25 protein-coding genes are annotated in these 26,973 nt (G+C 64.8%); 15 read left to right on the forward strand and 10 right to left on the reverse strand.

The window, feature by feature from the left end; all coding sequences use genetic code 11:
• Positions 1-9 precede the first annotated feature (9 nt).
• Entirely contained in the window at positions 10-1,236 is a 1,227-nt protein-coding gene (locus FHR70_RS06640) for a urate hydroxylase PuuD (protein WP_183448265.1), read from the reverse strand.
• A 209-nt stretch (positions 1,237-1,445) separates the two neighbouring features.
• On the opposite strand from FHR70_RS06640, the gene uraH reads away from it, so the two are divergent.
• The 6 genes from uraH (at position 1,446) to FHR70_RS06670 (ending at position 5,770) form a co-directional block, all read left to right on the forward strand.
• Complete coding sequence (uraH, locus tag FHR70_RS06645) at positions 1,446-1,799, forward strand: hydroxyisourate hydrolase (protein WP_183448267.1); 354 nt, start codon at positions 1,446-1,448, stop codon at positions 1,797-1,799.
• A 2-nt stretch (positions 1,800-1,801) separates the two neighbouring features.
• On the forward strand, positions 1,802-3,241 hold the full coding sequence (gene puuE / locus FHR70_RS06650) for an allantoinase PuuE (protein ID WP_183448269.1): 1,440 nt from the start codon (positions 1,802-1,804) through the stop codon (positions 3,239-3,241).
• A gap of 78 nt (positions 3,242-3,319) precedes the next feature.
• Entirely contained in the window at positions 3,320-3,766 is a 447-nt protein-coding gene (gene lysM, locus FHR70_RS06655; RefSeq protein WP_183448271.1) for a peptidoglycan-binding protein LysM, read from the forward strand.
• 68 nt (positions 3,767-3,834) lie between these two features.
• Positions 3,835-4,152, forward strand: a complete 318-nt coding sequence (locus FHR70_RS06660; protein ID WP_183448273.1) for a rhodanese-like domain-containing protein — start codon at positions 3,835-3,837, stop codon at positions 4,150-4,152.
• 137 nt (positions 4,153-4,289) lie between these two features.
• Positions 4,290-4,727 (forward strand): c-type cytochrome, encoded by a 438-nt coding sequence (locus FHR70_RS06665; protein WP_183448274.1) that lies wholly within the window; start codon positions 4,290-4,292, stop codon positions 4,725-4,727.
• Between the two features lie 110 nt (positions 4,728-4,837).
• The gene (locus tag FHR70_RS06670) at positions 4,838-5,770 is read left to right on the forward strand and encodes a c-type cytochrome (protein ID WP_183448276.1); all 933 of its coding nucleotides are present in this window, start codon (positions 4,838-4,840) and stop codon (positions 5,768-5,770) included.
• Positions 5,771-5,795: 25 nt separating this feature from the next.
• Here FHR70_RS06670 and FHR70_RS06675 read toward each other — a convergent pair whose 3' ends face one another.
• The 3 genes from FHR70_RS06675 to FHR70_RS06685 all read right to left on the reverse strand — a co-directional run bounded on the left by FHR70_RS06675 (position 5,796) and on the right by FHR70_RS06685 (position 7,884).
• Positions 5,796-6,413 (reverse strand): helix-turn-helix domain-containing protein, encoded by a 618-nt coding sequence (locus FHR70_RS06675; protein ID WP_183448278.1) that lies wholly within the window; start codon positions 6,411-6,413, stop codon positions 5,796-5,798.
• Positions 6,414-6,531: 118 nt separating this feature from the next.
• A complete protein-coding gene (locus FHR70_RS06680; RefSeq protein WP_183448280.1) occupies positions 6,532-7,464 on the reverse strand; it encodes an EamA family transporter in 933 nt (310 codons plus the stop codon).
• A gap of 168 nt (positions 7,465-7,632) precedes the next feature.
• Positions 7,633-7,884 (reverse strand): CBU_0592 family membrane protein, encoded by a 252-nt coding sequence (locus tag FHR70_RS06685; protein ID WP_183448566.1) that lies wholly within the window; start codon positions 7,882-7,884, stop codon positions 7,633-7,635.
• Positions 7,885-8,040: 156 nt separating this feature from the next.
• On the opposite strand from FHR70_RS06685, the gene FHR70_RS06690 reads away from it, so the two are divergent.
• The gene (locus FHR70_RS06690; protein WP_183448282.1) at positions 8,041-8,853 is read left to right on the forward strand and encodes a UDP-2,3-diacylglucosamine diphosphatase; all 813 of its coding nucleotides are present in this window, start codon (positions 8,041-8,043) and stop codon (positions 8,851-8,853) included.
• The gene (locus FHR70_RS06695) at positions 8,853-9,860 is read left to right on the forward strand and encodes a glycosyltransferase family 4 protein (protein ID WP_183448284.1); all 1,008 of its coding nucleotides are present in this window, start codon (positions 8,853-8,855) and stop codon (positions 9,858-9,860) included. Before FHR70_RS06690 ends, FHR70_RS06695 begins: the two co-directional genes overlap by 1 nt.
• A 6-nt stretch (positions 9,861-9,866) precedes the next feature.
• Here FHR70_RS06695 and FHR70_RS06700 read toward each other — a convergent pair whose 3' ends face one another.
• On the reverse strand, positions 9,867-10,391 hold the full coding sequence (locus FHR70_RS06700) for a hypothetical protein (protein ID WP_183448286.1): 525 nt from the start codon (positions 10,389-10,391) through the stop codon (positions 9,867-9,869).
• 122 nt (positions 10,392-10,513) lie between these two features.
• On the opposite strand from FHR70_RS06700, the gene FHR70_RS06705 reads away from it, so the two are divergent.
• Positions 10,514-11,695, forward strand: a complete 1,182-nt coding sequence (locus tag FHR70_RS06705; protein ID WP_183448288.1) for an MFS transporter — start codon at positions 10,514-10,516, stop codon at positions 11,693-11,695.
• Here the strand turns inward: FHR70_RS06705 and dgcA are convergent.
• A complete protein-coding gene (dgcA, locus tag FHR70_RS06710; protein ID WP_183448290.1) occupies positions 11,665-12,648 on the reverse strand; it encodes an N-acetyl-D-Glu racemase DgcA in 984 nt (327 codons plus the stop codon). The genes FHR70_RS06705 and dgcA overlap by 31 nt on opposite strands.
• 131 nt (positions 12,649-12,779) lie before the next feature.
• Between dgcA and FHR70_RS06715 the strand changes: the two genes are divergently transcribed.
• From FHR70_RS06715 to FHR70_RS06730, 4 genes are read left to right on the forward strand one after another with little or no spacing between them, the layout of a single operon-like run.
• Entirely contained in the window at positions 12,780-13,889 is a 1,110-nt protein-coding gene (locus FHR70_RS06715; RefSeq protein WP_183448568.1) for an ABC transporter permease, read from the forward strand.
• 4 nt (positions 13,890-13,893) lie between these two features.
• The gene (locus FHR70_RS06720; protein ID WP_183448570.1) at positions 13,894-14,700 is read left to right on the forward strand and encodes an ABC transporter ATP-binding protein; all 807 of its coding nucleotides are present in this window, start codon (positions 13,894-13,896) and stop codon (positions 14,698-14,700) included.
• Between the two features lie 2 nt (positions 14,701-14,702).
• Positions 14,703-16,280 carry an MlaD family protein gene (locus tag FHR70_RS06725; RefSeq protein ID WP_183448292.1) on the forward strand — a complete coding sequence of 526 codons (1,578 nt, stop codon included), beginning with the start codon at positions 14,703-14,705 and terminating at the stop codon, positions 16,278-16,280.
• A 24-nt stretch (positions 16,281-16,304) separates the two neighbouring features.
• Complete coding sequence (locus FHR70_RS06730; RefSeq protein ID WP_343058739.1) at positions 16,305-16,964, forward strand: ABC-type transport auxiliary lipoprotein family protein; 660 nt, start codon at positions 16,305-16,307, stop codon at positions 16,962-16,964.
• A gap of 312 nt (positions 16,965-17,276) precedes the next feature.
• Here FHR70_RS06730 and FHR70_RS06735 read toward each other — a convergent pair whose 3' ends face one another.
• Positions 17,277-22,052: an apolipoprotein A-IV repeat region-like domain-containing protein gene (locus FHR70_RS06735; RefSeq protein ID WP_183448296.1), complete on the reverse strand. Its 4,776-nt coding sequence runs from the start codon at positions 22,050-22,052 to the stop codon at positions 17,277-17,279.
• A gap of 315 nt (positions 22,053-22,367) precedes the next feature.
• Between FHR70_RS06735 and FHR70_RS06740 the strand changes: the two genes are divergently transcribed.
• Entirely contained in the window at positions 22,368-22,688 is a 321-nt protein-coding gene (locus FHR70_RS06740) for a 2Fe-2S iron-sulfur cluster-binding protein (RefSeq protein WP_183448298.1), read from the forward strand.
• Positions 22,689-22,703: 15 nt separating this feature from the next.
• Positions 22,704-23,129: a universal stress protein gene (locus FHR70_RS06745; protein WP_183448300.1), complete on the forward strand. Its 426-nt coding sequence runs from the start codon at positions 22,704-22,706 to the stop codon at positions 23,127-23,129.
• 68 nt (positions 23,130-23,197) lie between these two features.
• On the opposite strand, the gene FHR70_RS06750 is transcribed toward FHR70_RS06745, so the two are convergent.
• The 3 genes from FHR70_RS06750 to FHR70_RS06760 all read right to left on the reverse strand — a co-directional run bounded on the left by FHR70_RS06750 (position 23,198) and on the right by FHR70_RS06760 (position 26,835).
• Positions 23,198-23,767, reverse strand: a complete 570-nt coding sequence (locus tag FHR70_RS06750; RefSeq protein WP_183448302.1) for a hypothetical protein — start codon at positions 23,765-23,767, stop codon at positions 23,198-23,200.
• A 61-nt stretch (positions 23,768-23,828) separates the two neighbouring features.
• Positions 23,829-25,004 (reverse strand): vWA domain-containing protein, encoded by a 1,176-nt coding sequence (locus tag FHR70_RS06755; RefSeq protein ID WP_183448304.1) that lies wholly within the window; start codon positions 25,002-25,004, stop codon positions 23,829-23,831.
• 4 nt (positions 25,005-25,008) lie between these two features.
• A complete protein-coding gene (locus FHR70_RS06760) occupies positions 25,009-26,835 on the reverse strand; it encodes a cation:proton antiporter domain-containing protein (RefSeq protein WP_183448306.1) in 1,827 nt (608 codons plus the stop codon).
• Positions 26,836-26,973 lie beyond the last annotated feature (138 nt).

The raw sequence follows: 26,973 nt of genomic DNA on the forward strand, positions 1-26,973 counted from the left end.
ATGCGGAATTCAGCGGGTCGCCGTGCCCTTGGCCGCCAGCCAGGTTGCCACGGCCCTGCGCTCGTCGAGGGTCATCTCGGTAATGTTGTTGGGCGGCATGGCATGGGTGAGCACGCTCTGGACCCGGATGATCTCCCGATGCCGCTCGATCTCCTCCGGCGTGTCGAGGCGGACGCCCTTAGGGGCAATCGTGATGCCGTCCCAGACGGGCTCCGCCGCATGGCACATGGAGCAGCGGGACTGGATCGCGAGCACCGCCTCGTCGAAGGATGCCGTCATCACCTCGGGCGTGGCATTCACCGGAGCCTGGGCCAGATTGGCATTGCCGGGCTTGCCGATGATCGAAAGCCAGATCGCTGCCCAGAGGCAGAGCGCAGCCAGGGCCCAGGTCCACCAGGGCGATCCCTTGCCCGCATGCTGCGAGTTGAAGAAATGCCGGATCGCCGCGCCCGCGATCACGATCATCCCGACGATGCCGACGGAGTAGGTGGACGACCATGCCAGCGGGTAGTGGTTCGACAGCATCAGGAAGATGACGGGCAGAGTCAGGTAGTTGTTGTGGGTCGACCTGAGCTTCGCCTCCTTGCCGAGCTTCGGGTCGGGCGTCTGCCCGGCCAGGAGGGTGGCCACCACCTTCTTCTGGTTGGGGATGATGACGAAGAAAACACTCGCCGACATCCAGGTGGCGATCATCGCGCCCGTGTGCAGGAAGGCGGCACGCCCGTTGAACACCTGTGTGAAGGCGAAGGCCGCCAGCAGGATGTAGCCGAAGAGCACGACGCCGAGCAGGAGGCTGTTCCGGCCGAGCGGTGAGCGGCACAGGCCCTCATAGACGAACCAACTCAGGGCAAGCCCGCCGATGCCGATGGCCGCAGCCTGCCAGGTCGAGAGGGCGCGAACAGTCGGGTCGACCGTGTAGAGATCGGCCTGGAGATAATAAACCCAGACGATGAGAAAGAAGCCGCTGATCCAGGTGGAATAGCTCTCCCACTTGAACCAGGTCAGTTCCCTGGGCAGTTCGGGCGGCGCAACGAGGTATTTGCGCATGTTGTAGAAGCCGCCGCCATGGACCTGCCAAGCCTCGCCGCCGACGCCTTCCGGCAGGCCTTCGCGCTTTTTCAGGCTGAGATCGAGATGGATGAAATAGAAGGACGAGCCGATCCACGCGATGGCCGTGATCACATGGACCCAGCGGATGATCTGGCTGATCCATTCGGAGATTTGCGGGTCGATCATGCAGTCACTTGAATATTGAAGGAACGCCTAGCCTAGGGCGGCGGTGGGGTTTGCGATAGGCCGTGTCCGCAGCTTTTTCAACAGGAACCCTGTCCCGGAAATCCTGCCTTTTCGCGACAGGATCGAGGGATCCGGCTTGACGCGGAACGCGCGGGCCCGAAAGAATTCCGGGCCCGATCTGCTCCCTTCAATCCCATCCGCGAGGTTTCATGGGTCGCCTGTCCACCCACGTTCTGGATACCGTCAACGGCAAGCCCGCGCGCGGCGTCGCCATCGAATTGTTCTCCATCGAGGGCGAGAGTCGCCGTTCCGTCCTGCGCACCGTCACCAACGCGGATGGACGCACGGATGCGCCGCTGATGATCGGTGATGCCTTCCGCACCGGAACCTATGAGCTCGTCTTCGAGATCGGGGCCTATTTCAAGGCGCTCGGCACGGCCATGGCCGATCCGCCGTTCCTGGATATCGTGCCGATCCGCTTCACCATCGCCGAGCCCGATGGGCATTACCACGTTCCGCTCCTCGCTTCTCCCTGGAGCTATTCCACCTATCGAGGAAGCTGACCATGCCGACATCCTATCCCCGCGACCTCGTCGGCTATGGCCGCAATCCTCCGCATCCGCGCTGGCCGAACGGCGCCCGCATCTGCGTGCAGTTCGTGATCAACTACGAAGAGGGCGGCGAGAACAACATCCTTCATGGTGATCGGGCTTCCGAGGCCTTCCTGTCGGAGATCGTCGGCGCGCAGGCATGGCCCGGCCAGCGGCACATGAGCATGGAGTCGATCTACGAATACGGCTCCCGCGCCGGTTTCTGGCGCCTGTGGCGGATGTTCACCGAACGCGGCATGCCGGTCACGGTCTATGGCGTCGCCACCGCCCTCATGCGCAACCCGGAAGCGGTCGCGGCCATGAAGGAAGCCGGGTGGGAGATCGCAAGCCACGGGCTCAAATGGATCGACTATCGCGACTTCTCCTCGGAGGAGGAGCGGGCGCATATGAAGGAGGCGATCCGCATCCACACCGAGGTGACGGGCGAACGGCCGCTGGGCTGGTACACCGGCCGCACCTCGGAGCACACCAACCGCCTCGTGGCGGAGGAGGGCGGCTTCCTCTACAGCGCCGACTCCTACGCCGACGAACTGCCCTATTGGGAGCAGCATGGCGACCGGCAGCAACTCATCGTTCCCTATACGCTGGACGCCAACGACATGCGCTTTGCGACTCCGCAGGGCTTCAATGCGGGCGACCAGTTCTTTGCTTATCTGAAGGACTCGTTCGATACGCTCTATGTGGACGGCGAGACCGCGCCCAAGATGCTGTCGGTCGGCCTCCATTGCCGCCTCGTCGGTCGTCCCGGACGGGCCGCGGCGCTGGCGCGCTTCCTGGACTATGTGGCTTCCCACGAAAATGTCTGGGTGGCCAAGCGTATCGACATCGCACGCCACTGGATCCGGCATCATCGGCCCGTGGGCCTGAAGCCCAGTACCATGAGCCGCGCGCTGTTCGTGGAGGCCTTCGGCGACATCTTCGAGCATTCGTCCTGGATCGCGGAGCGTGCCTTCGATGCGGGCCTCACCACCGGGCAGGATACGGCCGAGGGCCTTCATGCCGCCATGGTGCATGTGCTCTCCGGCGCAAGCCACGGGCAGAAGCTGGCGCTGATCAACGCCCACCCGGATCTGGCCGGGCGCCTCAAGCTTGCCGATCTCACGGCCGATTCCCGCAACGAGCAGTCCTCTGCGGGGCTGACCAGCCTGACGGAAGAGGAGCGCGACCGATTCCTGGCCCTCAACGATCTCTACAAGGAGAAATTCGGCTTCCCGTTCATCATGGCGGTCAAGGGGCGCTCCAAGGACGAGATCCTCACGGCCTTCGAGGAGCGGCTCGAACATGACCCGGAGCAGGAATTCGCAACGGCCATCGTGCAGATCGAGATGATCGCGCTTCTCCGGCTCAAGGATCGGCTGCCCTCGCTGGCGGATGTGTTCTCGAGTTTGGGCTAAGCGGAACCGTTCTGAGCCCCACGCGTCTTCGTCTCAGCTTGGCTGCCTGAAGGCCAAGCGCGACGAGAGGAGGACGACATGGGTCTGTTCAAGTTCATCAAGGAGGCCGGGGCCAAAATCTTCGGCGGAAGTGCGGCCGCGGCCACGCCGGAAAAGCTGCAGCAGGAGGTTCAGGGACACGGGTTCGATGCGAGCAAGCTCGGGATCCAGGTCGAAGGCGACAAGGTGAAGCTGTCGGGTCAGGCCATGACCCAGGAAGAGGCCGAGAAGATTATCCTGTCCTTGGGCAACACCTACGGCGTTGCCGAGGTCGACACCAGTGGCCTCCAGGTTCAGCAGCCGTCTGCCCAGTCCACCATGTATACGGTCCAGAAGGGCGACACCCTCTGGGAGATCGCCGAGAAGCATTACGGCAAGGGCAAGGGTGCGAAGTACACGGAGATCGTCAAAGCCAATTCGCCCCCGGTCAAGGATCCCGACATGATCCAGCCGGGCTGGGTTCTGAGGATTCCGCCTCTCGCCTGAGGCACGAGCCGATTGCGCTTCTCCCTGTCGGGCAGATATGAAGCGGTCACGACAGGGAGGATATGTTCATGAGCGAAGCGCCGCAGGTTATCGATCTCGACCGTGAGGCCATCAAGCAAGGGCTCCGCGAGGGCTCCCTTGTGCTCGTCGATGTCCGCGAGCCGCATGAGTTCGCTGCCGGACATATCCCTGGCTCCGTCTCCCATCCACTCTCAGTCTTTGATCCCTCCAGCCTGCCCGACGGCAAGCGAATCGTCTTCTCCTGCGCGGCCGGCGTCCGGTCCGTTCGGGCCATCGAGTTCGCTCAGGCGGCGGGCCGGGACATTCGCGAGCATTACAAGGGAGGGTTCAAGGATTGGGCGGGTGCCGGAGAACCGGTGGAGTAGGTCTCGTTTCACCGGATGATCACATAGATGTGTTCTAAAGGAGAGTGCTCAAGCTTAAGCACTTATGCGCTAATGACGGCCCGCTGAGGACGGTTGGTCGAAACACCGTCTGCCGGCCCACTAGGGGAAACACATAAATGAAGCGTACGATATTTGTCGCCAGCCTTCTGGCGATTGGGGTGACTGCCGCCATCGCCCAGAGCAACGTAGTCGAGCAGCGCCAGGCTCTGATGAAGGAAATGGGTGCACAGACCCGGCCCATCGGCGCCATGATGCGTGGCCAGGAGTCCTTCGACCTTGCCAAGGCCCAGGCCGGCTTGAAAGTGTTCGCCGAGAATTCCAAGAAGTTCGTCACGCTTTTCCCGGAAAGCTCGAAGAGTGCCGAGAAGACCGAGGCCCTGCCGGCGATCTGGGAAAACAAGGCCAAGTTCGAGTCGATCGGGAACAAGATGAGCCAGGACGCTCAGACCGCCTTGGCCAACATCAAGGACGAGGCCTCCTTCAAGACCGAGATGCCGAAAGTGCTGCAGAACTGCGGCACCTGCCATAACGAGTTCCGCAAGAAGGCCTCCTGATCGGACAAGGCTCAGAAAGGGCGGCCCAAAGCATCGGACCCAAAAGTGGACTTGCACTTTTGGGATCCATTCGATGCTCTAGGCCGCCTATTTCATTTGGAGAAGTGGCGATGCGTAAGGCGTTTATCGGGCTGGTCGCCCTGATCATTCTCGGCGTGATCGGCTTTGTGGCCCTCACATCGCCATCGGCCTATCGCCTCATCCGCGCCGAGGCATCCGCCCCGGACGGCAACCGGACTCCGAATATGGAGAACGGCCGCATCCTGTTCTTCGCCGGAGGCTGCACCTCCTGCCATGCGGTTCCCAACAGTGACGACAAGCTGCGGCTCGGCGGCGGATATGCCCTGAAATCCCCGTTCGGCACCTTCCACGTTCCGAACATCTCAGCCCACAAGCAGGACGGTATCGGCTCCTGGACGACGGCCGATTTCGTCCGCGCCATGCGCGAGGGCGTGTCCCCGGACGGGCGCCACTACTATCCGGCGTTTCCCTACACGTCCTATCAGCGCATGAGCGCTGAAGACCTCTCCGACCTCTTCGCCTTCATGCAGACGCTGCCCCCCGTCGAGGGCCGCGTGCGGGATCACGAGCTGCCGTTCCCTTTCAACATCCGCCGCGGCGTCGGCTTGTGGAAACTGGCCTTCCTTGATGGACAGGTTTTTGCGCCGGATGCAACGAAATCGGCCAGCCTGAATCGCGGAGCCTATCTGGTGAACGGCCCGGGCCATTGCGCCGAGTGCCACAGCGAGCGCAATTTTGCCGGCGCCATCATCGAAGAGCGCCGCTTCGCCGGCGGTCCTGACCCGGAGGGCAGGGGCACCGTTCCCAACATCACGCCGCATCAGTCAGGCATCGGCGGCTGGAGCCCCGAGGAACTGGCGACATTGTTGAAGACCGGCGAGACGCCCCTCTTCGACACGGTTGGCGGACCCATGGGCGCCGTTGTTGCCAATACGGCTCAACTGCCTGAAGCGGATCGTGCCGCGATGGCCGAGTACCTTCTGTCCCTGCCGCCGAAGCAGGGCTTCAAGAAACCTGAGTAAATTTCGGAAGGATTGAGGCCTGTCATCAATCCATGACGGCGGCTTTGAGGATGCAGACCATCGTGGCGCGGCCGGGCTTGTCGCCGATGCAGCGGACGGAATGGGGACGGTCGCAGCGATAGCGCAGGCTTTCGCCAGTCTTGGCCTGCTGGACGACTCCACCCACCTCGACCTCGAACTCGCCCTCGAGAACCGACAGGCATTCCACCGAGCCGCGCTGGTGGCTGTCCGAGTCGAGAACGCCACCGGGCTCAGACTGCACATCGTACCATTGCAGCCATTCGATGGTCTTGAGCCAGCCGATGATGGCGAGCCGCATCTTGCCGTCTTCCGAGACGAGGATCGGCGTGTCGGCCCTGGACGACTTCTCGATGAAGGGCTCTTCATCCCCCGAGGCGAGAACCCGCTCGATCGAGACGTCGAGAGCCTGGCTCAGGCGCCAGATGGTGGCCAGCGTCGGGTTGGTCTCGTTGCGCTCGATCTGGCTGATGATCGACTTGGCGACCCCGGATTGCTCGGCGAGCTCCGACAGGGACAGGTTGTAGGCTTTGCGCAGACGCTGGATCGTCTTGCCCATGTTGCCGGACAGAACCTGCGCGCCCGTTTCCAGGTCCCGGCTCCGTTCTTTGCCCTCGACGCCCATCGCTGCCTCTGTTCTGAAAAACCGTACGTCCGTTCCTCAAAACGGTTGTGGGGTAATCGGCAGGGCGGGTCAAGCACCGCAGGGGCCGCGGTCTTCCTTTTCCCCTTCAGGGCGTGTCTCAGACGCCGGGTCGCTGAGGGGCGGCCTGGAATTCCTTGGTGCGCAGCAATCCGAGCTGGTGCTCGCGCCAGACGATGAACAGCCCTGTTGCCGCCACGATGGTGGCGCCGGTGAGCACCGTTGGCGTGGGCAGATCCCCGAACACGAACCAGCCGAACAGAAGCGCCCAGATCATGGTGGTGTACTCGAATGGGGCGATGACCGAGGTGTCGGCAAAACGATAGCTCTGGGTGAGCAGGATCTGCCCGATCCCTCCCAGGATCCCGGCCACCACGAACAGGGCCCAGTCCAGGGCATCGGGCATGTGCCAGCCGAGCACAATCGTGCAGAGGGACAAGACCGATGCCAGAATGAAGAAATAGAACACGATGGCGCCGGTCTTCTCGGTGGCTGTCAGGCGCCGCACCTGGATCATGGCTCCCGCCGAACAGAAGGCGCCTGCGAAGGCGCAGATGGCTCCCAGGCTTGGCCCAGCAGCCAAACCGCCTGAGAAGGTCTCGATCTTCAAATAGGGAGACAGCATGATCAGAACGCCCACGAACCCGACGGCGACGGCCGTCCAGCGATAGGCCCGGACCTTCTCGTTGAGGAGCAGAGCCGCCAGGATCACGACGATCAGCGGCGAGGCATAGCCGATGGCGATGGCATCGTGGAGCGGCAGGTAGGACAGCGCCGCGAATCCGAGATACATGCCGCTCGTCCCGATGAAGCCACGCTTGAAATGTCCGATGACGTTTTTGGTTCTCACCGCATTGACGAGGTCTCCCTGCCATTTGAGCCATACCAGAAGCGGCAGCAGGGCGAAGGCCGAACGGAAGAACACGACCTCTCCGATGGGATAGCGGACCATCATCGTCTTGAGCGTCGCCGACATCATCGTAAAGACGAGGGCGGACAGGACTTTGAGGGATATTCCTAGGAGAGGTTTCACAGGAAGAGCATCGTCACGGGTGAAGCATAAGGCGAGGGGAATGCAGACAACCACGGTCAGGCGGCCGCGTGAAGCCTCATTCGGGTCGAAAGCCCCTGCGCCGGGTGCATGGGCTTGAATTCAGCGATCCTACTCCTTGCAGCGACGATCAATGATGCGGAAGCGCTTTCAGGCTGTCCGGGGCTTCCTCGTGCGTGATCGCATGTAGCCTAAAGGCGTAAGAATGAGCCAAGCGGACTGCGTCACGAAGGACGCCAGGTTGAAGTCGTAGATCAGGGAGTAAAGAACAAGAAGCGCGCCGATGCCATTGAGAAGGGCGTAACGCAGATCCTCCACTTTCAGAAAGCCGATCTGCAGGAGGCCGTAGGCGGATAAATAGGCTGCAACGCCCAAGAGCCCTACGATGTCAGGCACGCTCATCATGATCTCCGATTGATCCGCAACGAAGCCTCTATGGTAAATCGAGCCGTGGTGAAACCGATTTCCCTGCAACGTCACAAATCTGCAGGCAAACCGTCATGGGGACGAGATGCGAATCCGGTTTGGCTGGAGGCCGTAAAATCGTCGGGGAAGTCCATGGCTCAGGATGCAGATCCCATTCGTGTGCGAACGCTGTTCCTGTCGGACCTCCATCTCGGGACCAGGGGGTGTCAGGCCGGGGCCTTGCTCGACTTCCTCAAGGCCTATGATGCCGACACCATCTATCTGGTCGGCGACATCGTCGACGGTTGGAAGCTGAAATCGGGCTGGTATTGGCCGCAGGCGCATAACGACGTGGTGCAGAAGCTCCTGCGCAAGGTCCGGAAAGGCGCCCGACTCGTCTACCTTCCCGGCAACCACGACGAGTTCCTGCGCGATTATCTCGGCGTCAATCTCGGGGGCATCGAGCTGGCGGATTACGCCCTGCACGAGGCCGCCGACGGCAAGCGCTACCTCGTGATCCACGGGGATCAGTTCGATCTCGTAGTCCGGCACGCCCGCTGGCTGGCGCTCCTCGGGGACGGGGCCTACACGGCCGCTCTCTTCGTCAACACCCATCTCAACATGGTCCGCAGGCGCCTCGGCCTGACCTACTGGTCTCTCTCGTCCTGGGCCAAGCTGAGGGTCAAGAACGCGGTCAACTATATCAGCCGGTTCGAGGAGCTGCTTGCAGCAGAAGCCGAGCGGCATGCGGCAGACGGGGTGATCTGCGGCCATATCCACCATGCGGTCATGCACGATCAGTTCGGAGTGGCTTACGTGAATACCGGCGACTGGGTCGAATCCTGCACTGCCGTGGTGGAGCATTACGACGGTTCATTCCAGCTCGTCCGGTGGACAGACGTCCAGCTGGAAAAGGCTGCGGAACAGAGCGCCATGACTCCTACGGTCAGCGAGAGGGCGGCCTGATGCGGGTGCTGATCGCCACCGATGCCTGGCGGCCCCAGATCAACGGCGTGGTGCGCTCGCTGGAGCATATGGCCGAGGAGGCACCGCGCTTTGGCGCCGAAATCGTCTTCCTGACGCCGGAGCGCTTCCGCTCCTTTCCCATGCCGACCTATCCGGAGATCCGCCTCTCGCTGACGCGACCAGGAATCATCGCCCGCATTCTCGACGAGGTGAAGCCCACCCACGTCCACATTGCCACCGAGGGGCCGATCGGGCTCGCCATGCGCCTCGTCTGCTCGCGGCAGAGGCGGGCTTTCACCACAAGCTATCACACGCGCTTTCCGGAATACGTTGCCGCCCGCACGCCGATCCCTGAATCATGGTCCTACAGGGCGCTTCTGCGATTTCATGAAAGCGCCCGCGCCATGATGGTCAGCACGCCCTCCCTCGAACGGGAGCTGATGGGGCGAGGCTTCAGGAACATCATGCGCTGGACCCGCGGCGTCGACACAAGCCTGTTCCGGCCGCGCAAGGAACGGGTTCTGGACGCGGCGGCGCCCGTGTTCCTCTATGTCGGACGCGTCGCCGTGGAGAAGAACCTGGAGGCTTTCCTGAGACTGGATCTTCCCGGCACCAAGGTGGTCGTCGGCGATGGCCCTTTGCGCCCGGTCCTGGAGGTGAAGTACCCGGCGGCTCGCTTTCTCGGCCCGCTGACCGGCGAGGATCTCGCGCGGGTCTATGCCTCGGCGGATGTGTTCGTCTTCCCGAGCCTCACCGATACCTTCGGCATCGTCCTGCTCGAGGCGCTCGCCTCCGGGCTGCCGATCGCGGCCTTCCCGGTGACGGGGCCCATGGATGTGATCGGCTCCTCCGGATGCGGGATCCTCAAGGAGGATCTGCGGGAGGCAGCCCTCGCGGCGCTCGATATCCCTCATGACCGCTGCCGGGCTTATGGAGAGACCTTCACCTGGCAGGAAAGCGCCCGGCAGTTCTTCTCCAATATCGAGACCGCCCACGCAGGGGCTTAGGCGCCGCTACATCAGGAAAGCAGAGTGGGGATGGAGGTGCCGGGCCTTCTCACCGTCGAAAGGGCCTGATTCCAGCGAGACCTCGGTGCGCTCGATCTCGACTCTGGTGAAGTCGACCATGCTCTGGATACGGCCTTCGAGATAGAGGAGCGTTCGGACCATCTGCCGGATGCGCTGTTCGGCGGCCTGTTGAAGCTCCTCCTCAGACAGGTCGGCCGGTTCGGTCGCCGGGAAGGATCGCACGTGCTCCATGGTCTGCCGGATAGCGGCAGCCATATCCTCCAGGTAGGCCTTGAGAGGGGCGACGGTGCCAGCGTCGAGGGGCTTGTCCTTCAGGCGCTCCAGGGCCTCCAGCACGGCCTGGGTGTCCGCATTGCGGTTGCGCCTTGCATATTCCTTCAGGAACCAGCGGCCGCGCGCGGTTTCCATGACGGCGGCTTCGATGGTGTCGAAATCCAGGTCACTGCGCGTGACGTCTGTCTCTTCATCGGGCATGGTGCCGGGATCCATCTGCGCCAGGGTTGATTCCACTTATCCCTCAGATGGGTCCAAAGCGGGTGCACGCTCAACCCCTCTAACGCTTTAGAGAGGGGGTCTTGCACCGGATTCTTGTTGATTTGGGCCATTTTGGGCCCCGGAAGACCCTGTCCTCGATGCGTCCGATCAGAGCTCTCGAACTTCGGCTGGGTGCCCTTCAGGCCGCCAGCTTCACCAGCCATGGGATGTACCTGCCGTTCTTCCCGCTCTGGCTGCAGAGCAAGGCCTTGTCGCCCACGCTGATCGGGTTCGTGGTCGCCATTCCCATCATCGTCCGCATCCTGGCGACCGCGCCGCTCCTGAGCCTCGCGGATCGCTCGTTGGGTGCGCGACGGCTTCTTCTGGCGAGCCACCTGGGTCAGCTCATCGGCTTTCCCCTGTTCCTGATCAGCGACAGCAGCCTGGCGATCATCGCCCTCGTGGCCCTCGTGGCCGTTGCGCAATCCTGCATCATTCCCGGCAACGACCTCGTCTCCACCAATGCGGTCCAGAAGCATCCCGGTTTGAACTACGGCATGATCCGGGGAGCCGGCTCGGTGGCCTTCTTCATAACCAACATTATCGGCGGCTATCTGGTGGGGGCTTTCGGGGCGGATGCCGTGATCGTCGCCCTGACGCTCATTCCGGTCCTGGGGATTGCCGCGACCCTCATGGTGGTTCCTCAGGACCTCCCCGAGCCTGTGCTCGAGGATGAGCCCAGGAAGAGCCAGGCTTCTCCAAGACTTTCGACAATTCTCTGGATCGTGCTGATCGCGGGCGCGGCGACCCAGGGCAGCCACGGCGCGCTGAATGCCTTCGCCAGCATTTACTGGCGCTCCATCGGCTTCTCGGACGAGGTCATCGGCTATTTCTGGGCCGCCGGCGTGGTCACCGAGATTCTTGTCTTCATCTTCCTGGGCCGCGCGGTCGGGCGCGGATCAGGCGTCGGGCTCATCCTGATCGGCTCCGCTGCTGCGGCGATCCGCTTCACGATCATGTCGCTTCAGCCCGGCATCGAAATCATGTTCGTGCTCCAGGCCATGCATGCCCTGTCGTTCGCCGCGACCCATATCGGCACCATGGCGGCCCTGACGGCGCTTGCTCCCATGCAGGCCAGGGGACGAGCGCAGGGTATCTACGGATCGCTGGCTGCCCTGACCACGGCGGTCTCCACCGTGGTCAGCGGGATGATCTACAGCGGAGTGGGGGCAGGCGTGTTCGCCGCGATGGCCCCCTTGGGAGCCATCGGCGTTCTGCTGATGATAGTCGTCATCCGACTGCAAAAACGTCAGCCCCAGAGGGCGGGCTCCGGCGGATAGACGATGCTGCCCTCGTAGCGCAGGCCGGGCTCCCGGTCCTTGGCCAGCAGCAGCGGGCCGTCGAGATCGACGAAGCGGGAGCGCGGCGCCAGCACCATGGCCGGAGCCATGGCGAGCGAGGTGCCGACCATGCAGCCGATCATGATGGAAAAGCCCTTGGCCTCCGCCGCATCGGCGAGTGCCAGCGCCTCGGTCAGACCACCGGTCTTGTCGAGCTTGATGTTGACGAGATCGTAGAGCCCCACCAGACGGTCGAGGCTCGCCCGGTCGTGCACGCTCTCGTCCGCCAAGATCGGCACGGGACGCGAGATCCGGCTTAAATAACCGTCCTCCTTGGCCGGCAGCGGCTGTTCCACCAGGGCGTAGCCGGCCTCGGCGCAGGCCGAGAGATGCTGTTCGATATTGGCCTCGGTCCAGCCCTCGTTGGCGTCGGCGATGAGCGTCGCCTGGGGGGCGGCCCGGCGCACGGCCTTGATCCGCTCGATATCGCCGTCGGGAGCTCCGAACTTGACCTTGAGGATCGGCCGCTCCGCGGCCTTTGCGGCGGCCTCCGCCATGCCTTCAGGGCTATCGAGGCTGATCGTGTAGGCGGTGGTGACCGGCGGCCAGCGGGTGAGGCCTGCCGTCACATGGGCGCGGATGCCGGACCGCTTGGCGTCGAGATCCCAGAGGGCGCAATCGACCGCGTTGCGCGCCGCGCCTGCGGGCATGAGGCTCTGGAGGGCTTCGCGGGTCAGGCCATCCTCGATCCGGGGACGGATGGCCTCGATGGCCGCCGCAACGCCTTCGACCGTCTCACCGTAGCGCGGGTAGGGCACGCATTCCCCATGCCCGACGGCGCCACCTTCGCTGATCGTGGCGGTCACCACCACGGCCTCGGTGCGGGAGCCTCGGGCGATGGTGAACTTTCCCGCGATGGGAAAACGGTCGATGGAAACGGTGAGCTGACGCATTCTCGTGATGACTCTTGGCTTCTCGTGATGAAGTTCGTCTCGACTTGTGACGCAATGACACGCTATCACCAAGCGGAATCAACGCCGAAGGGACAATCGTGGCGCAGGGCACCCTGGCTCAAGGGCCGGACATGACAATCGAGCGCTCGGGCGGGCAGACGACGGTGCGTCTGTCGGGTCCCTGGACGGCGCCGCATGCCCAGCGCGTCGAGGCCCTCGTCGGCGAGATCGAGGCGGAGGCCGACCATTTCCCCCTGGTCTTCGACCTGAGCGGCGTCGAGCGGCTCGACACCCTCGGCGCCTGGACCCTCGACCGGACCCGCCATGAACTGTCGGTCAAGGGGCAGGCGGATTTCGCCAATGCCTCGCCGGAGCAGAAGATCCTCCTGGAGGAGGCGGCCTACCGCGATTTCCAGGGCAAGCCCAAGCCCCGGCATTCCCGCTCGGTCGATTTCCTCGTCGATGTGGGCCAGAGCGTGGCCGGGGCCGGTAAGGATCTGGTCGGCGGCGTCGGTTTCCTGGGCGAACTTGTCGCCGCGATGGTGCGGGTGATCGTCCATCCCCGTCGCTTCCGGGGCACGGCGGTGGTCAACCAGCTGGAGCAGATCGCCTATCGCGGCGTGCCGATCATCGTGCTGATCTCGTTCCTCGTCGGCTGCATCGTCTCCCAGCAAGGTATCTTCCAGCTCGTCAAGTTCGGCGCGACACCCTTCGTCATCGACCTGATCGGTATCCTGGTCCTGCGCGAACTGGGCGTGCTGCTCACCTCCATCATGGTGGCGGGTCGTTCCGGCTCTGCCTTCACGGCCGAGATCGGCTCCATGAAGATGCGGGAGGAGATCGATGCCCTGCGGGTTATGGGGCTCGACCCCATCGAGGTCCTGATCGTCCCGCGTATTCTGGCCCTCCTGATCGGCCTGCCGCTCCTGACCTTCATCGCGTCCATCGCGGCACTGGTCGGCGGCGGCCTGACAACCTGGGTCTATGGCGGCATCAGCCCGGACATCTTCCTCGAGCGCCTCAGGGCGGCTGTCGGCATGAACACCTTTCTGGTGGGCATCATCAAGGCGCCCTTCATGGCGGTGGTCATCGGGATCATCGCCACCCTGGAAGGCATGGCGGTCGCCGGATCCGCAGAGTCGCTCGGCCGCCACGTGACCTCCTCGGTGGTGAAGGCCATTTTCATGGTCATCGTGCTCGATGGCCTCTTCGCCATGTTTTTTGCAGCGATCAATTACTGAGATGATGCTCGAGCGCCGACATCCCGACCTGACGAAGAATCGCGAGGTGATCATCCGCGCCCGCGGCGTCGAGGTCGGCTTCGGGGAACGCACCATCCTCAAGGGGCTCGATCTCGATGTGTATCGCGGCGAGATCCTGGGCTTCGTCGGAGGCTCGGGCCAGGGCAAGTCGGTCCTGACCCGCGCCATCCTGGGGCTCGTGCCCAAGCGGGCGGGCACCATCGAGGTGCTGGGCCAGAATCTCGACGAGCTGTCGCCGAACGAGCGCCGCCAGCTGGAACGCCATTGGGGCGTGCTGTTCCAGCAGGGAGCGCTGTTTTCGGCCCTGACGGTTAAGCAGAACATCCAGGTGCCCATGCGCGAATACCTGCGCCTGTCGGACCGGCTGCTCGACGAATTGGCCATGCTCAAGATCGAGATGGTGGGCCTGAATTCGGACGCCGCCGACAAGCTGCCCTCAGAGCTGTCCGGCGGCATGATCAAGCGTGCGGCCCTGGCGCGGGCACTCGCGCTCGACCCGGAAATCGTCTTTCTCGACGAGCCGACTTCCGGCCTCGACCCCATCGGCGCCGGCGAGTTCGACGACCTGATTGCGACGTTACAGCGGACTTTAGGCCTGACCGTATTCATGGTAACCCATGACCTCGACAGCCTTTACTCGGTCTGCGACCGGATAGCGGCATTGGGCGAGGGAAAAATTCTCGCGGAGGGTCCCATCGAGGCGATGCTGGCCTCGGACCATCCGTGGCTTCGCTCTTATTTTCATGGGAAACGGGCACGCGCGGTCATGGCCGGCGGCGCGCAAGGGTAACGATGGAAACGCGTGCAAATTACGCCTTGATCGGCCTCTTCACCCTGGCGGTGATCGCAGCGGCCTTCGGATTCGTCTACTGGTTCTCCGGTGGCGAGCGCGGTCAGGCCCGCCAGACGATCCGCATCGTGTTCTCCGGTTCCGTCTCCGGCCTTTCGCAGGGCTCGAGCGTGTCCTTCAACGGCCTGCGGGTCGGCGAGGTCTCGACCCTCGAGCTTCTGCCGGAGGATCCGCGCCGGGTGGTGGCCATCGCGTCCGTCAACAGCACCACGCCGATCCGGGCCGACACCCGCGCCCGCCTGGAATACCAGGGCCTGACCGGCGTCGCGAATGTGGGGCTGACCGGCGGCGAGGCGGGAGCGCCCCCGCTGGTGGCCGGCCCCGGCCAGCCCATGCCGACGATCTTCGCCGACCGCTCCGACTTCCAGGATCTCATCGAGAGCGCCCGCAACATCGCCCGGCGGGCTGACGACGTGCTGGAGCGGGTCGGCCGGGTGGTCTCCGACAACGAGGCTTCGGTCAGCCGCACCATCCAGAACGTGGAGCGCTTCTCCCAGGCCCTGGGCGAGAACGCGGAGGGCATCGACCGCTTCCTGGCCCAGGTGGGGCAGGCGGCCGAGAAGGTCGGGCCTCTGGCCGAGAAGCTCGAGACGCTCGCCACCAACGTGGACACGGTCGTGCGGGCGGTCGATCCGCAGCGCGTGACCCGGATCGTCGAGAATGTGGAAGGCTTCACCCAGACCCTGGGCGCAAGCCGGCAGGCATTGGAGAGCACCCTGCGCAATACTGATAGCCTCGTGGCTCGCCTCAACGAGACCGCTCCGAAGCTCGACAGCGCCGTAGGAGACATCTCCAACATCGCAAAGGCCATCGACCCGGCGAAGGTCGGCCGAACCGTCGACAAGGTCGAGGAAGTCGCCAATTCCATTGATGGACAGCGGGTCGCGCGGATCGTCGAGAATACGGATAATTTCACCCGAGCTCTCGGGGAGAATCGCGAGACCATCAACAATGCCCTCCGGGACGCCGCGAGCCTGATCGCGTCTCTCAATGTCACCGCGCCCAAGCTGGACAGGGCCGTGGGTGAGATCGCGGAACTGGCCCAGGCCGTCGATCCGGCCAAGGTTGGCCGCACGGTCGACAATATCGACACCTTCACCCAGACCCTGAGCCGCCGCAGCCCGGATGTGGACAAGGCAATCCAGGAGGCGCGCTCGATCACCGAGAAGTTGAATAAGTCGGCGGACCGCATCGACGGCGTCTTGGCCGGAGCCGAGAAGTTCCTCGGCTCGGCCTCCGGCGAGGCGGGCAAGGGCGCCTTCGACGAAATCCGCGCCGCTGCCGTTTCCGTGCGGGAGCTTGCCAACGACCTCAACGCACGGACCGAGGGCATCCAGGGCGTGCTGTCAGGTGTCGGCCGCTTCACGGATTCGGGCCTGCGGGAATACGAGGCGCTGGCCGTCGAGGGTCGCAGGACCCTCGGCGACATCAGCCGCGCGGTGCGCAGCATCGAACGTAATCCACAGCAGTTTCTTTTCGGTGGCCGTTCGAACCTCCCCGAGTACAATGGACGCCGTTAAGTAACCGGTATGCGTGGATCCTCCGTGGTAACCTCCCCGATTAAACGAGCCTGCCTGCTCCGGCGCCTTGCTCCGGTGGCGCTGCTGGCTGCCCTCGCGGGCGCCTGCTCGTCGGGGCCTGCTCCGGCGACCTTCGACCTGTCGGCGCCGTCCTCCCGGATTCGGGGGGCGGCCGGCGTTCAGGTGCTGGTGAACGAGCCTGCGGCCCTGCAGCAGCTCTCGACCCAGCAGATCCTGGTCAAGGACACGAGTGGATCCGTGTCGTTCATCGGAGGAGGGCAGTGGGCCGACAACCTGCCCCGTCTGATCCAGACCCGCCTGATCAACACCTTCGAGAATTCCTCCCAGCTGCGTGGCGTCTCACGTCCCAGCAGCGGAGCGGTGGCGGATGTCCAGCTCGTCTCCGAGCTGCGGCGCTTCGAGATCGCGACCCCCGACAACCAGGCGGTCGCCGAGATTTCCGTGAAGATCGTCAGCGACCGGGATGGCCGCATCGTCAATGGCCGGATCTTCCGCGCCAGCGTCCCGGCCAGTGCCGTCGACGCCCCGAACGCGGCTCGCGCCCTCGACGAGGCGCTCTCCGTGGTCATGCTCGACATCGTCCGCTGGGTCAGCGGCAGCCACCTGCCGCGCCGCGAGGATCCTGGCACCGCTGCGGCGGGTGAGGATCGGGCGCCGGCTTAAAGAGGCAGCTAACCAATCCGCCAAGTCTAGTTCCAGTGGACCGTCATGCCCGGACTTGTCCCGGGCATCCACGTCTTTATAGCGCTGTGGCTCAATGACGTGGATGGCCGCAACAAGTGCGGCCATGACGAAGAGGGTGTCATCCCCGGCGAGCGTCAGCGAGGGAAGGGGATCCACTCTCACGCGCTGAGCCATGGATTTCCCTCCGCTACGCTCCGGCTAGGAATGACACCGGCGCATTAGCAGACCATCAACAACGAAAAACGCGGCCCGGAGGCCGCGTTTTTCGTATTCAATCGAGACGGAGAAGGCTCAGTCGAACCGGCCGCTGGCATGGGCCAGCATGGTGTAGACCTTGCCGGTCTCCGACGTCAGGTAGGTCTTTGTCAGCATGGAGTCGCGGTCATCGCGGGAGACTTCGGCGAGCAGGCGCTCGAACTCTTCCACGTACCGGTCCACCGTCTGCCGGAACTCCTCGTCACGGCCGTACTTGCGGCGGATCTCCTCGAAGGTCTGCTGACCCTGCAGAGTATAGAGCCGGCGGGTGAACACGTTGCTCTCGCCGCGGCGGTAGCGGTCCCACAGCTCCACAGCCGCGTCGTGATCGATCATGCGGGCGATGTCGACCGAGATCGAGTCGAGCGACTCGAGGCTGTTAGTGCGGGCGCGGTCGGGACGGCCTGCCGTGTTGCGCGCCGGCTCCACCGCATCCTCGCGGGAGGCGCGGTTGAGGAGGTCCGACAGCCAGCCGCCACGGGCGCCAGCATCACGGGGAGCGGCTTCGTCGCGGCGGGGAGCCGGACGCTCGGCCGCAGGCGGTGCCTGGCGCACTGGCGCGGGCGCCGGGGCAGGCTTGGGCTCGGCCTGACGGGCCACCGATGCCGGAGCAGGGGCGGGCGTCGGCGCGGGGGGCGGGGTCTGGGCGATGCGCTGCTCGACCGCGGCGGCAACCGCCGCCATGGTCGCGGCGACCGGGGTCTCGTTGACGGCGGCCTTGCGCGGCTGGGCGGCCGGAGAGGCATCGACAAGGCGGTTCGAGCGCGTCACCAGAGCCGAGAGCTCGTTGAGAGCCTTGATCTGATCGGCGACGACGCGGCGCATGTTGGCGGTCGTCTCCTGGGTCTCCTGCGGCAGCTCGACGACGCCGCGGCGGAGTTCGGCGCGGGTGGCCTCCAGCTCGCGCTGGATATTGCCCGTCATGCCGCGCAGCTCGCCCATTGCGTCGCGGAACTGTGCCGTGGCCTTGCCCAAGGCCTCTGCCATCTCGACGGTCGCCTGCTCGTAGCTGGCGCGCAGGGCCTCGGCCGTCCTCTCGCTCTCCTGGCCGGTGGTGGCACGGATGCGGTCGAACTGCTCGCCGATGGCCGCCGTGGTGGTGTCGGCCGCTGAGGCCAGCACCGAGCCGATCTGGCGCGCCTTGGCCTCGGCGCTCTCGAGGGAGCCCTCCAGAAGGCTGGTGAAGGAACGCGTGACGGAGTCGAGGTCCTGCGAGCGCTCGCCGATCCGGGTCAGCAGCTCGTCGAGGGCCTGCTGGCGGCTGGTGAGGGCCTCGTTCATGCGGACCTCGACGCGCTCCAGGGCCGCGGCTGCCTCGGTGAGAGTGCGCATCTGCTCGCTGGTCGTGCTGGTGAGCGCCTGTCCGCGCTCCTCGAGGCTGCGGGCCAGTTCCAGGGCCTGCTGGAGGGCGCCGGACGACACGTTGCGCAGCTCGTCGACCTGTTCGGCCACCTGATCGGAGGCGCGCCCGGTCTGGGTGGCGATCTCCGACAGGAGCGTCTCGATGTGCTGGACACGGCCGGTCAGCCCGTCCTCGACGGCTCCGAGATTGCTGCTGGCGGAAGCCGCCACCTGCTGGAGCATGCGGTTGGCGTCGGTCAGGCGGCCGAGCACTTCGGTGAGCTCGCCCCGCAGGCGCTCATTGGCGCCGGTGAGGGCCTCCACCGTCTGCTCGGTTCCCGCGTTGATGGATGCACGCACGGCCTCCGTCGACTGCAGGTAGGAAGCGGTGAGCTCCATCGTGCGCTCCTGGAGCGACGAGAGGAGGGTGTCGCTGCGCTCTTCGAGGCTGCGCAGGGTCGTGTCGCTGATGGCCGCGACCTCGCGGCCGATGACCTCGCCACGATTGCCCAGGCTCTCGACGAGCGAAGCGCCCTGGGTGTCGAAGATCGAGCGGATCTCGCCGATGCGGCTTGTGAGCGAGCCGAGAACGGCCTGACCGCGCTCGTCGATGGTCTCGGCAGCGCCGGTCAGGCGGTTGACCACACCCTCCTCGAGCATCGTGACGCTCTGGTTGAGAGCGGCGGCCAGCTCCTCGGTGCGGCTGCCGAGGGTCGCGGCGATCTCTTCCGCGCGGGAGCCAAGGGTCTGGTTGATCTCGAAGGCGCGAGTCCCGAGGGTCTCGGAGATCTCGTCGGCGCGGCTGCCCAGGACCTCGTTGATCGAGGCAATCCGGCTGTCGAGGGACTGGCCGATCTGCTCGGCCCTGGAGGATAGGGTATCGGCGATGGCGTTGGTCTTGGCCGTGATCGCCTGGCTGATCTCGTCCACACGGGCCTGGAGGGCCGTGGCCACATCGCGGCCGCCTTCGGCCATGACGCGGGCCATCTCGCCGGTGCGCACCACGAGAGCCTCGTTGAGGGCGGTCGAGCGGGCGCCGAGCACGCTGTCGACCCGCTCGACGATGGTGTCGAAGTTGGCCGTGATCTCCGTGGTGCGGCGGGAGGCGTGCTCCTCGAGAGCCGTAAGCTGCGTCTCGATGGCCGTGGTCGCCTCGCGGGCACGCTCGGTGAAGGACTCGGCGACGGTGCGGCCCTGCACGGTGATCAGGCGGTCCATTTCTTCGAGGCGGCCGGTGATGGTCTCCGTCATGCTGCCCACATCGCGGGAGATGCGCTCGGCCACTTCGCTGCCGCGGGTGGTGACGTCCTCCAGGGCCGTGAGGCGGGCCACGAGGGTCTCTTCCATGTCGCGGGTGCGGGTGTCGACGGTGGTGGACAGGGTCTCGGCCGTACGGTTGAGGGCCTCGTTGACGCGCGAGCCCTGGCTCGCGATGGCGAGAACGATGTCCTTCGCGGTATTGGCGAGACGCGTCTGCGCATCCTCGGTGTGGAGGGAGAGGGTCTCGGAGAATTCATGGCCACGGTTTTCGAACGCGGAGCGGAATTCCTCGACCTGGGTTCCCATGAGGGCGGACAGGCGCTCGCCGGCCTGGGTGAGGCTGGTCTCCAGGGCCTGACCCTGGACGGTGACGGATTCGCTGACACGCAGGCTGGCGCTCTCCAGGCGGCTGGCGAGATCCTCGACGCGGGTGCCGATCGACTCGTCGGCGAGCCGCACGGCGCTCTCCAGATGCTCGCGCACCTCGCTGCCGCGCTGGCTGATCTCGCGGGTGACGTCGCCCGCCGTGGCCGCAAGGCCCTCGCGGAACTCGTTGCCGCGCAGCACGATCTCGTCGACGACGCCGGTGCCCGTGCTGGCAAGCTGCTCGCGCAGGGAGCTGCCGCGGGTCGTAAGCTCTTCGATGAGGGAGCCGGCCGTGAGGGCGAACTCCTCGCGCACGGTGCCGCTGCTGGTGGTGAGCGCCTGAACCAGGGACGCCCCGGTCTCGGAGAGCTGCTCGCGCATCTGGGTGCCGCGGGTCACGATCTCCTCGCTCACGGAGGTGCCAGCTGCCGCGATCTGGTCGCGCATCTCGGCCGTGCGGGCGGAGATGTCGTCGGCGATCACGCCGCCGGTGGCGGCAAGCTTCTCGGTGATCTCGGCGCCGCGCTGGGCGAAGCTGTCCTCAAGGGTGCGGGCGGTCTGCTCGAAGGCTTCGCGCACGTCGTTGCCCTGCTGGGCGAGGGCGTCGATCACGCCACGGCCGGTCTCGGCCAGCGTGCGGGTCACCTGGCTCGCACCATCCTGCAGGTGGCGGGTCAGCAGGTCGCCAGTGCGCTCGAATGCGCCCGTGATGTCCTGGGCCTTGCTCTCGAGGGCAGTCGTGATGGTGACGCCGACCTCGGAGATGCCGTTCTTGATCTCGTCGCTGGAGCCCGCGAGGCGCTCGACCAGCTCGACGCCGCGGCTCGCCATCTCCTCCACGACGCGCTCGCCTGCGCGGCCCAGAGCCTGGGTGATGTGGTCGCCCTGCTGTTCAAGGGAGGCGGTGACCTTGTCGCCCGCACCGCTGACGGCGGACACGACACGCTCGCTGGCGCCGTCGAGGTCCTGGATCAGGTTCTGGTGCACGCCGGTGATCGAGCCGCGCACGCGCTCCGCGTTCGACACGATGGCCTCGCGCTGAGCCACGAGTTCGTCGATGAGCGAGCGGATGCGGATCTCGTTATCGGAATAGGCGCGCTCAAGGGTCGAGATCTCGCTGCGCACGAGAGTCTCGAGTTCGCCGGCGCGAGCCAGCGCCCGCTCGACGCCGTCGCCGACGGCCGCCACCTCGCGGCGCACGGCCTGCGATACGGAGAGGACCGCGTCGGTGGAGAAGTTCTCGGGCTGGGCGAGACGCGCGGCTACTTCGCCGACCGCGCGAGCCACCAGCTTCATCTCCTGCGAACGGACGGTGAGCATGGCGGCGATGAAGAACAGGAAGATCGGACCGACGAGCCCCACGGCGCCGAGCGCGAGCTGGGACGTCGAGAACGTCGCAAGCAATTGTTCGGGCGTGGTGATGCCCTGCGTGTAGATGAGGGCGCCGACGCCGCCGATCCAGAGCAGAGACAAGAGGGCCGCCAGCCAGTAGGCGCGACGGGAGGGGCGGACCTGCAGGGCCTGAAGCATCACGCCGACATTCTGGCGGTCGTCATTGGCGACGGCGTTCCGGTCGGGGGCGATGAAACCGGAACGGGCCATGTCGTCGAGCCGCGGGTCGTGATCGTCGGCGTGGGCGGAGAGGGAATCCGATCCGAGCCCGAAGGGACCCTTGGTGAAGTCGTGATCGTCGATGTCCGGCAGCTTGGGCTCGTCGCCAAAGGCCTTATCGCCCGGACGGGATGGGGTGTGGATCACGAACGTATCGTCGAGGTTGAGCGCCTGCTCCACAGCCGTCAGGGCTGCCTCAGCCGGGTCTTTCATCTTCTTGTTCTCGGTCGCCATGATCCGCCCTCGTGACGCAACTGATGATTCTGAAGCCGCATTCTTTTCACGTAAAGCAAGGTGAATGCATGGCCTCAGCCGCTCCGGACGACCCTTTAGGGGCTTCCGCACGGTAATCTGTCATTTACCAAGCAAGTCTAGCGGCCGATCTGAAACAAGGAAACCGGATGTCCCCTGTCACTTGCGAACGTCGTTAACGGCTTAGTAACCTGCACTACGGGGCACAATGCGGCAAAAAGACGGCATAGATCGGGTCTGTCTCTCGTCTTCCGGTGCGGTCTGTCATAAGTATGCGCCAGCAACCAGAGGTCCGCAATGATCCAGATCACGTTCATCGATTCTGAGGGAACCTCCCGCACCGTCGAGGCGGAAGAGGGCGCAACCGTTATGGAAACGGCCATCCGCAATGGCGTTCCCGGCATCGAGGCCGAGTGCGGCGGCGCATGCTCGTGTGCCACATGCCATGTCTATGTGGCCGAGGAGTGGGAAGCCGCCACGGGCCAGCCTCAACCCATGGAGGAAGACATGCTCGACTTCGCCTATGATGTGCGCCCCAACTCGCGGCTCTCGTGCCAGATCCGGGTGCGGCCGGAGCTCGACGGCCTCGTCGTTCACACCCCCACCCGGCAGGGCTGACCTGGAGGCAGATCCATGTTCAAGACCATTCTCGTTCCCGTTGATCTCGGTGAGGTCGAGGCGGCCAAGCCTGCGATCGACAAGGCTGTCGAACTCGCCAATAGTTCGGGCGGCACCCTGCGGCTGATTTATGTGCGTGCCATCGTGCCCGTCACCTACATGGAGTTCATGCCTCCGGCCTTCGACGAGGAGCAGCAGGGCGAGGCGGACGCCAAGCTCGCCGAGGTGGCGGCCGGGGTCGCGCTGCCGGCCGAGCGTGTCTCGACCGCCGTTCGTCTCGGCTCCGTCTATGCCGAGGTTCTGGACGAGGCCGAGCAGACAGGCGCGGATCTCATCGTCGTCGGCTCGCACCGGCCCACCATGGCCACCTACCTGCTCGGCTCCAACGCCTCCACCATCGTGCGCCACGCCAAGTGCTCGGTGCTGGTGGTGAGGGCTTGATTTTCACCCTCCGTCGTCATGGCCGGGCTTGTTCCGGCCATGACGACGAGAATTGATGTGCCGAGGTCCTAAGACGCTTTCGGCAGCAGTTCTTCCGGCAGCGCTTCCGACCGGAACGGGCGGGGCTTGTTGAGCCGGATCATCGGCTCGATCTGCCAATAGCCGACGATGGCCAGCAGGATCCCCAGCAACCCGACGCCGTTGGCTCCCATCTGGAACGCCTGCCAGACCAGATAGGCCATGGCCAGAAGGGACGCGATGGCGAGGCCGGATGTCGGCAGCCACAGACCCATGGGCTTGCCGGCCACGAACCGCGCCTGCGGATTGGATCGGATGATCGCCTCGCACAGGGCCTTCACGAAGGCGCGGTATTCCTTCGTCATCTCCTGCGCCTCCACGAGGCTCTTCCAGTCGAGGGAATTGAAGGTGAAGGATTTGCCGTCCTTCATGATCACCTTGGTGCGGTAGGATTTCTGGGCCAGCCGCCCTGGCTCGAAGGTCATGCGCACGGTGTCCACGGCGCCGAGCTGGACCTCATGCACCTTACGGCCGGAATCCACCGTGAGCGTGCTGCCCTTGAGGGTGAAGGAGATCGGGCCGCCGAAGGGCTTGGGGCTGTGGGTATAAGTCTGAGACATAAGGCTTCTTAACCTTAGGCTGTCCCTTCGGCAAACCGGTTCCCGGATTCTGGAGGCATGCCTAGCGGACCAGTTCCCGCATCGCGTGGTCGATGCCTTCGAGATTGAGCGGGTACATGCGCTCGCCGAAGGTCTGGCGGATCAGGCTGATCGATTGCGTATACCCCCAATGCGGCTGCGGCACCGGGTTCAGCCATACGGCTTTATGGAAGTGATCGAGAATGCGCCGCAGCCAGACTTGGCCCGACTCCTCGTTCCAGTGTTCCACGGAGCCGCCGGGATGGGTGACCTCGTAGGGGCTCATGGAGGCATCGCCCACGAAGACCACGCGGTAATCCGACGGATAAGTGCGGATCACGTCGAGGGTGGGGATCTTCTCGTCGAAGCGCCGGCGGTTCTCCTTCCAGACGTTCTCGTAGACGCAGTTGTGAAAATAGAAGTGCTCGAAATGCTTGAACTCCAGGCGCGCAGCCGAAAAAAGCTCCTCGGCGATCTCGATATGCCAGTCCATGGAGCCGCCGACGTCGAGGAAGAGAAGCACCTTTACGGCGTTGCGGCGCTCGGGCCGCAGGCGCACGTCGAGATAGCCCTTGTGGGCGGTCTCGTGGATCGTCTCGTCGAGGTCGAGTTCCTCGGCCGAGCCGGTGCGGGCGAAGCGGCGCAGGCGGCGGAGCGCGATGCGCATGTTGCGCACCCCGAGCTCGACGCTGTCGTCGAAATCCTTGAACTCGCGCTTGTCCCAGACCTTCACGGCGCGGAAGTTGCGGTTCTTGTCCTGGCCGATGCGCACGCCTTCCGGGTTGTAGCCATAGGCGCCATAGGGCGAGGTGCCGGCGGTGCCGATCCACTTGTTGCCGCCTTGGTGGCGCCCTTTCTGCTCCTCGAGGCGTTTTTTCAGATTTTCCCAGAGCTTGTCCCAGCCCATGGCCTCGATCTGGCGCTTCTCCTCGTCGGTCAGGTAGCGCTCCGCGAGCTTGCGCAGCCATTCCTCCGGGATCCCGGTCTCCTCGACCGCGCGGCCCACGCTCTCGAGGCCCTTGAACACATGGGCGAAGACCTGGTCGAACTTGTCGAAATGCCGCTCGTCCTTCACCAAGCAGGTGCGGGAGAGGTAGTAGAACTCTTCCACGCTCTTGTCGGCGAGATCCCGGTCGAGCGCCTCCAACAGGGCTAGGTACTCCCGGAAGGAGACCGGCACCTTGGCCGCGCGCAGCTCTGTGAAGAAGGTCAGGAACATCCGGTCACTCTCCGGCCACGGCCGAGGAGGTCCTGCCGACGCGCCGGCGTGCCTGGAACACGGCGCGGTTCGGGTCGTGCTTCGGATCGCTCCTCTTGAGAAGCTCCCGGAATTCGTCCCGCCGCTCATGGATCGAAGCAATCACGAGACCCATCGGAACGCCGATGTCGCTCAGCACCGCCTCGCTCAGCTGAAGAGAGGCCTCGATGGTTTCCGGAACCGCATCGTCGACACCAAGCTCATAGAGCTGGGTCGCATGGCGGGCGTCGCGAGCACGGGCCACGATGGTGATGTCGGTGCATTCCTGCCGCGCGGCGGTCACGACGCCTTCGATGGAGCTGAGCGTGTCCAGCGTGATCACGAGCGCGAGTGCGCGGTCGATGCCGCAGGCACGGAGGAATTCCGGATAGGAACCGTCGCCGTAATACACGGGCTTGCCGGCCTTGCGCTCCGCAGCCACGCGGGCGGGATCCAGATCAATGGCGAGATAGGGGATCTTGTGGCGGTCCAGCATATCCCCGACGAGCTGCCCCACCCGCCCGTATCCGGCGATGATCACGCGTCCGACCTCATCGGCCGGCGGGGCGACCGTGACGATGGTATCGAGCGGTCGGCTCACCTCCAGTTTGCGGCTCAGACGCTGCCCGAGCCGGGCCAGAAGCGGGATCACCACCATCGTGATCGTCGTCACGAGGAGGAGATTCTGGCCGATGCCGCCCGGTACGAGGCCGGCGATCATCGCAGCGCCCAAGATCACGAGGGCGAACTCGCCGCCAGGGCCGAGGAGGAGGCCGGTTTCGGCGGCCTCGCCCGTGTTGAGGCCATAGCGACGTCCGAGAGCCACGATCGTCAGAGCCTTCACGATGACGACCATGGCGGCGAGCGACAGGATCAGCACGGGGGCTTCAAGGAAGCGGGACAGATCGAGGCTCATGCCGACCGATACGAAGAAGACTCCGAGGAGTAGGCCCTTGAAGGGCTGGATCGTGACATCGACGGCGCGTCGATACTCGGTTTCCGACAGGAGAATGCCGGCGATGAAGGCGCCGAGCGCCATCGAGAGACCACTGACGGCGGCGATCATGCTGGTCACCATCACGACGAGCAGGCAGGCGGCCATGAACAGCTCGGGGCTCTTCGTGGCCGTGACGAGCTGAAAGAAGGGCCGCAGGATGAAGCGGCCGAGGCCGATGATCAGGGCCAGCGCGAGGCCCGCCTGCAGGAGCAGGATGACAAAGGTGGACGGCGTTACCTCGGGCCTGCCGATGTCGAGCACCGCGATCGTGAACAGGATGGGAGCGACCAGCAGGTCCTGAAACAGCAGGGCCGAGAAGCTCGCACGTCCGGCAACCGTATTGAGCCGTTTTTGCTCGGCCAGAACGGGGATCACGATGGCAGTGGAAGACAGCGCCAGGGCAAGGCCAACGATGGTGGCCGCTGTGATGGTATCGACGAGTTTGAAGGCGAAGAAGGCGATGCCGAGGACCAGGGCCCCCAGGGCCACCTGAAGGGATCCGAACCCGAAAACCATTCGCCGCAATGTGCGCAGCCGCTGCCAGGACAGCTCGATGCCGATGGTGAACAGCAGGAAGACCACTCCGAACTCGGCAATCCGGGAGGTGCCCTCGGGATTCGTGAAGGTCAGCCAGTTGACCCAAGGGTGTTGTTGGATGAAGCGCCCCAGCCCATAAGGCCCCAGCAACGCGCCGGCCGCCAGGAACCCCAGCACCGGGCTCACCCTCAGCCGGTGAAAGACCGGGACCACGACGGCGGCCGTTGCCAGGAAGAGGATCGGTTCCTGATAGGCGTAGAGGTCTATCGCAGCGGCCATTGCTTCCTTCCGGTTGAAAGTATTGTCGTTCTACCGGCGAGGGATGCGCAAGAGGTTAATGCCGCTTAAGGTGAGTGGGGGGCGCGACAAGAACGCATGGCGCCAGTGCTGCCCATGAGCGATCCCGGACGCCGCAGG

The organism is Microvirga lupini (genome assembly GCF_014191055.1).
GTDB lineage: Bacteria > Pseudomonadota > Alphaproteobacteria > Rhizobiales > Beijerinckiaceae > Microvirga > Microvirga lupini_A.

What these genes read in the sequence shown, in the direction of transcription:
- FHR70_RS06745 (WP_183448300.1), top strand. Translation starts at nt 22,704, where the DNA reads ATGTTCAAGACCATTCTCGTTCCCGTTGATCTCGGTGAGGTCGAGGCG.
- FHR70_RS06715 (WP_183448568.1), top strand. Translation starts at nt 12,780, where the DNA reads ATGACAATCGAGCGCTCGGGCGGGCAGACGACGGTGCGTCTGTCGGGT.
- FHR70_RS06705 (WP_183448288.1), top strand. Translation starts at nt 10,514, where the DNA reads ATGCGTCCGATCAGAGCTCTCGAACTTCGGCTGGGTGCCCTTCAGGCC.
- FHR70_RS06725 (WP_183448292.1), top strand. Translation starts at nt 14,703, where the DNA reads ATGGAAACGCGTGCAAATTACGCCTTGATCGGCCTCTTCACCCTGGCG.
- lysM (WP_183448271.1), top strand. Translation starts at nt 3,320, where the DNA reads ATGGGTCTGTTCAAGTTCATCAAGGAGGCCGGGGCCAAAATCTTCGGC.
- FHR70_RS06760 (WP_183448306.1), bottom strand. Translation starts at nt 26,835, where the DNA reads ATGGCCGCTGCGATAGACCTCTACGCCTATCAGGAACCGATCCTCTTC.
- FHR70_RS06640 (WP_183448265.1), bottom strand. Translation starts at nt 1,236, where the DNA reads ATGATCGACCCGCAAATCTCCGAATGGATCAGCCAGATCATCCGCTGG.
- uraH (WP_183448267.1), top strand. Translation starts at nt 1,446, where the DNA reads ATGGGTCGCCTGTCCACCCACGTTCTGGATACCGTCAACGGCAAGCCC.
- FHR70_RS06665 (WP_183448274.1), top strand. Translation starts at nt 4,290, where the DNA reads ATGAAGCGTACGATATTTGTCGCCAGCCTTCTGGCGATTGGGGTGACT.
- FHR70_RS06675 (WP_183448278.1), bottom strand. Translation starts at nt 6,413, where the DNA reads ATGGGCGTCGAGGGCAAAGAACGGAGCCGGGACCTGGAAACGGGCGCG.
- FHR70_RS06670 (WP_183448276.1), top strand. Translation starts at nt 4,838, where the DNA reads ATGCGTAAGGCGTTTATCGGGCTGGTCGCCCTGATCATTCTCGGCGTG.
- FHR70_RS06695 (WP_183448284.1), top strand. Translation starts at nt 8,853, where the DNA reads ATGCGGGTGCTGATCGCCACCGATGCCTGGCGGCCCCAGATCAACGGC.
- FHR70_RS06755 (WP_183448304.1), bottom strand. Translation starts at nt 25,004, where the DNA reads ATGTTCCTGACCTTCTTCACAGAGCTGCGCGCGGCCAAGGTGCCGGTC.
- FHR70_RS06740 (WP_183448298.1), top strand. Translation starts at nt 22,368, where the DNA reads ATGATCCAGATCACGTTCATCGATTCTGAGGGAACCTCCCGCACCGTC.
- puuE (WP_183448269.1), top strand. Translation starts at nt 1,802, where the DNA reads ATGCCGACATCCTATCCCCGCGACCTCGTCGGCTATGGCCGCAATCCT.
- FHR70_RS06750 (WP_183448302.1), bottom strand. Translation starts at nt 23,767, where the DNA reads ATGTCTCAGACTTATACCCACAGCCCCAAGCCCTTCGGCGGCCCGATC.
- FHR70_RS06685 (WP_183448566.1), bottom strand. Translation starts at nt 7,884, where the DNA reads ATGAGCGTGCCTGACATCGTAGGGCTCTTGGGCGTTGCAGCCTATTTA.
- FHR70_RS06690 (WP_183448282.1), top strand. Translation starts at nt 8,041, where the DNA reads ATGGCTCAGGATGCAGATCCCATTCGTGTGCGAACGCTGTTCCTGTCG.
- FHR70_RS06720 (WP_183448570.1), top strand. Translation starts at nt 13,894, where the DNA reads ATGCTCGAGCGCCGACATCCCGACCTGACGAAGAATCGCGAGGTGATC.
- dgcA (WP_183448290.1), bottom strand. Translation starts at nt 12,648, where the DNA reads ATGCGTCAGCTCACCGTTTCCATCGACCGTTTTCCCATCGCGGGAAAG.
- FHR70_RS06735 (WP_183448296.1), bottom strand. Translation starts at nt 22,052, where the DNA reads ATGGCGACCGAGAACAAGAAGATGAAAGACCCGGCTGAGGCAGCCCTG.
- FHR70_RS06660 (WP_183448273.1), top strand. Translation starts at nt 3,835, where the DNA reads ATGAGCGAAGCGCCGCAGGTTATCGATCTCGACCGTGAGGCCATCAAG.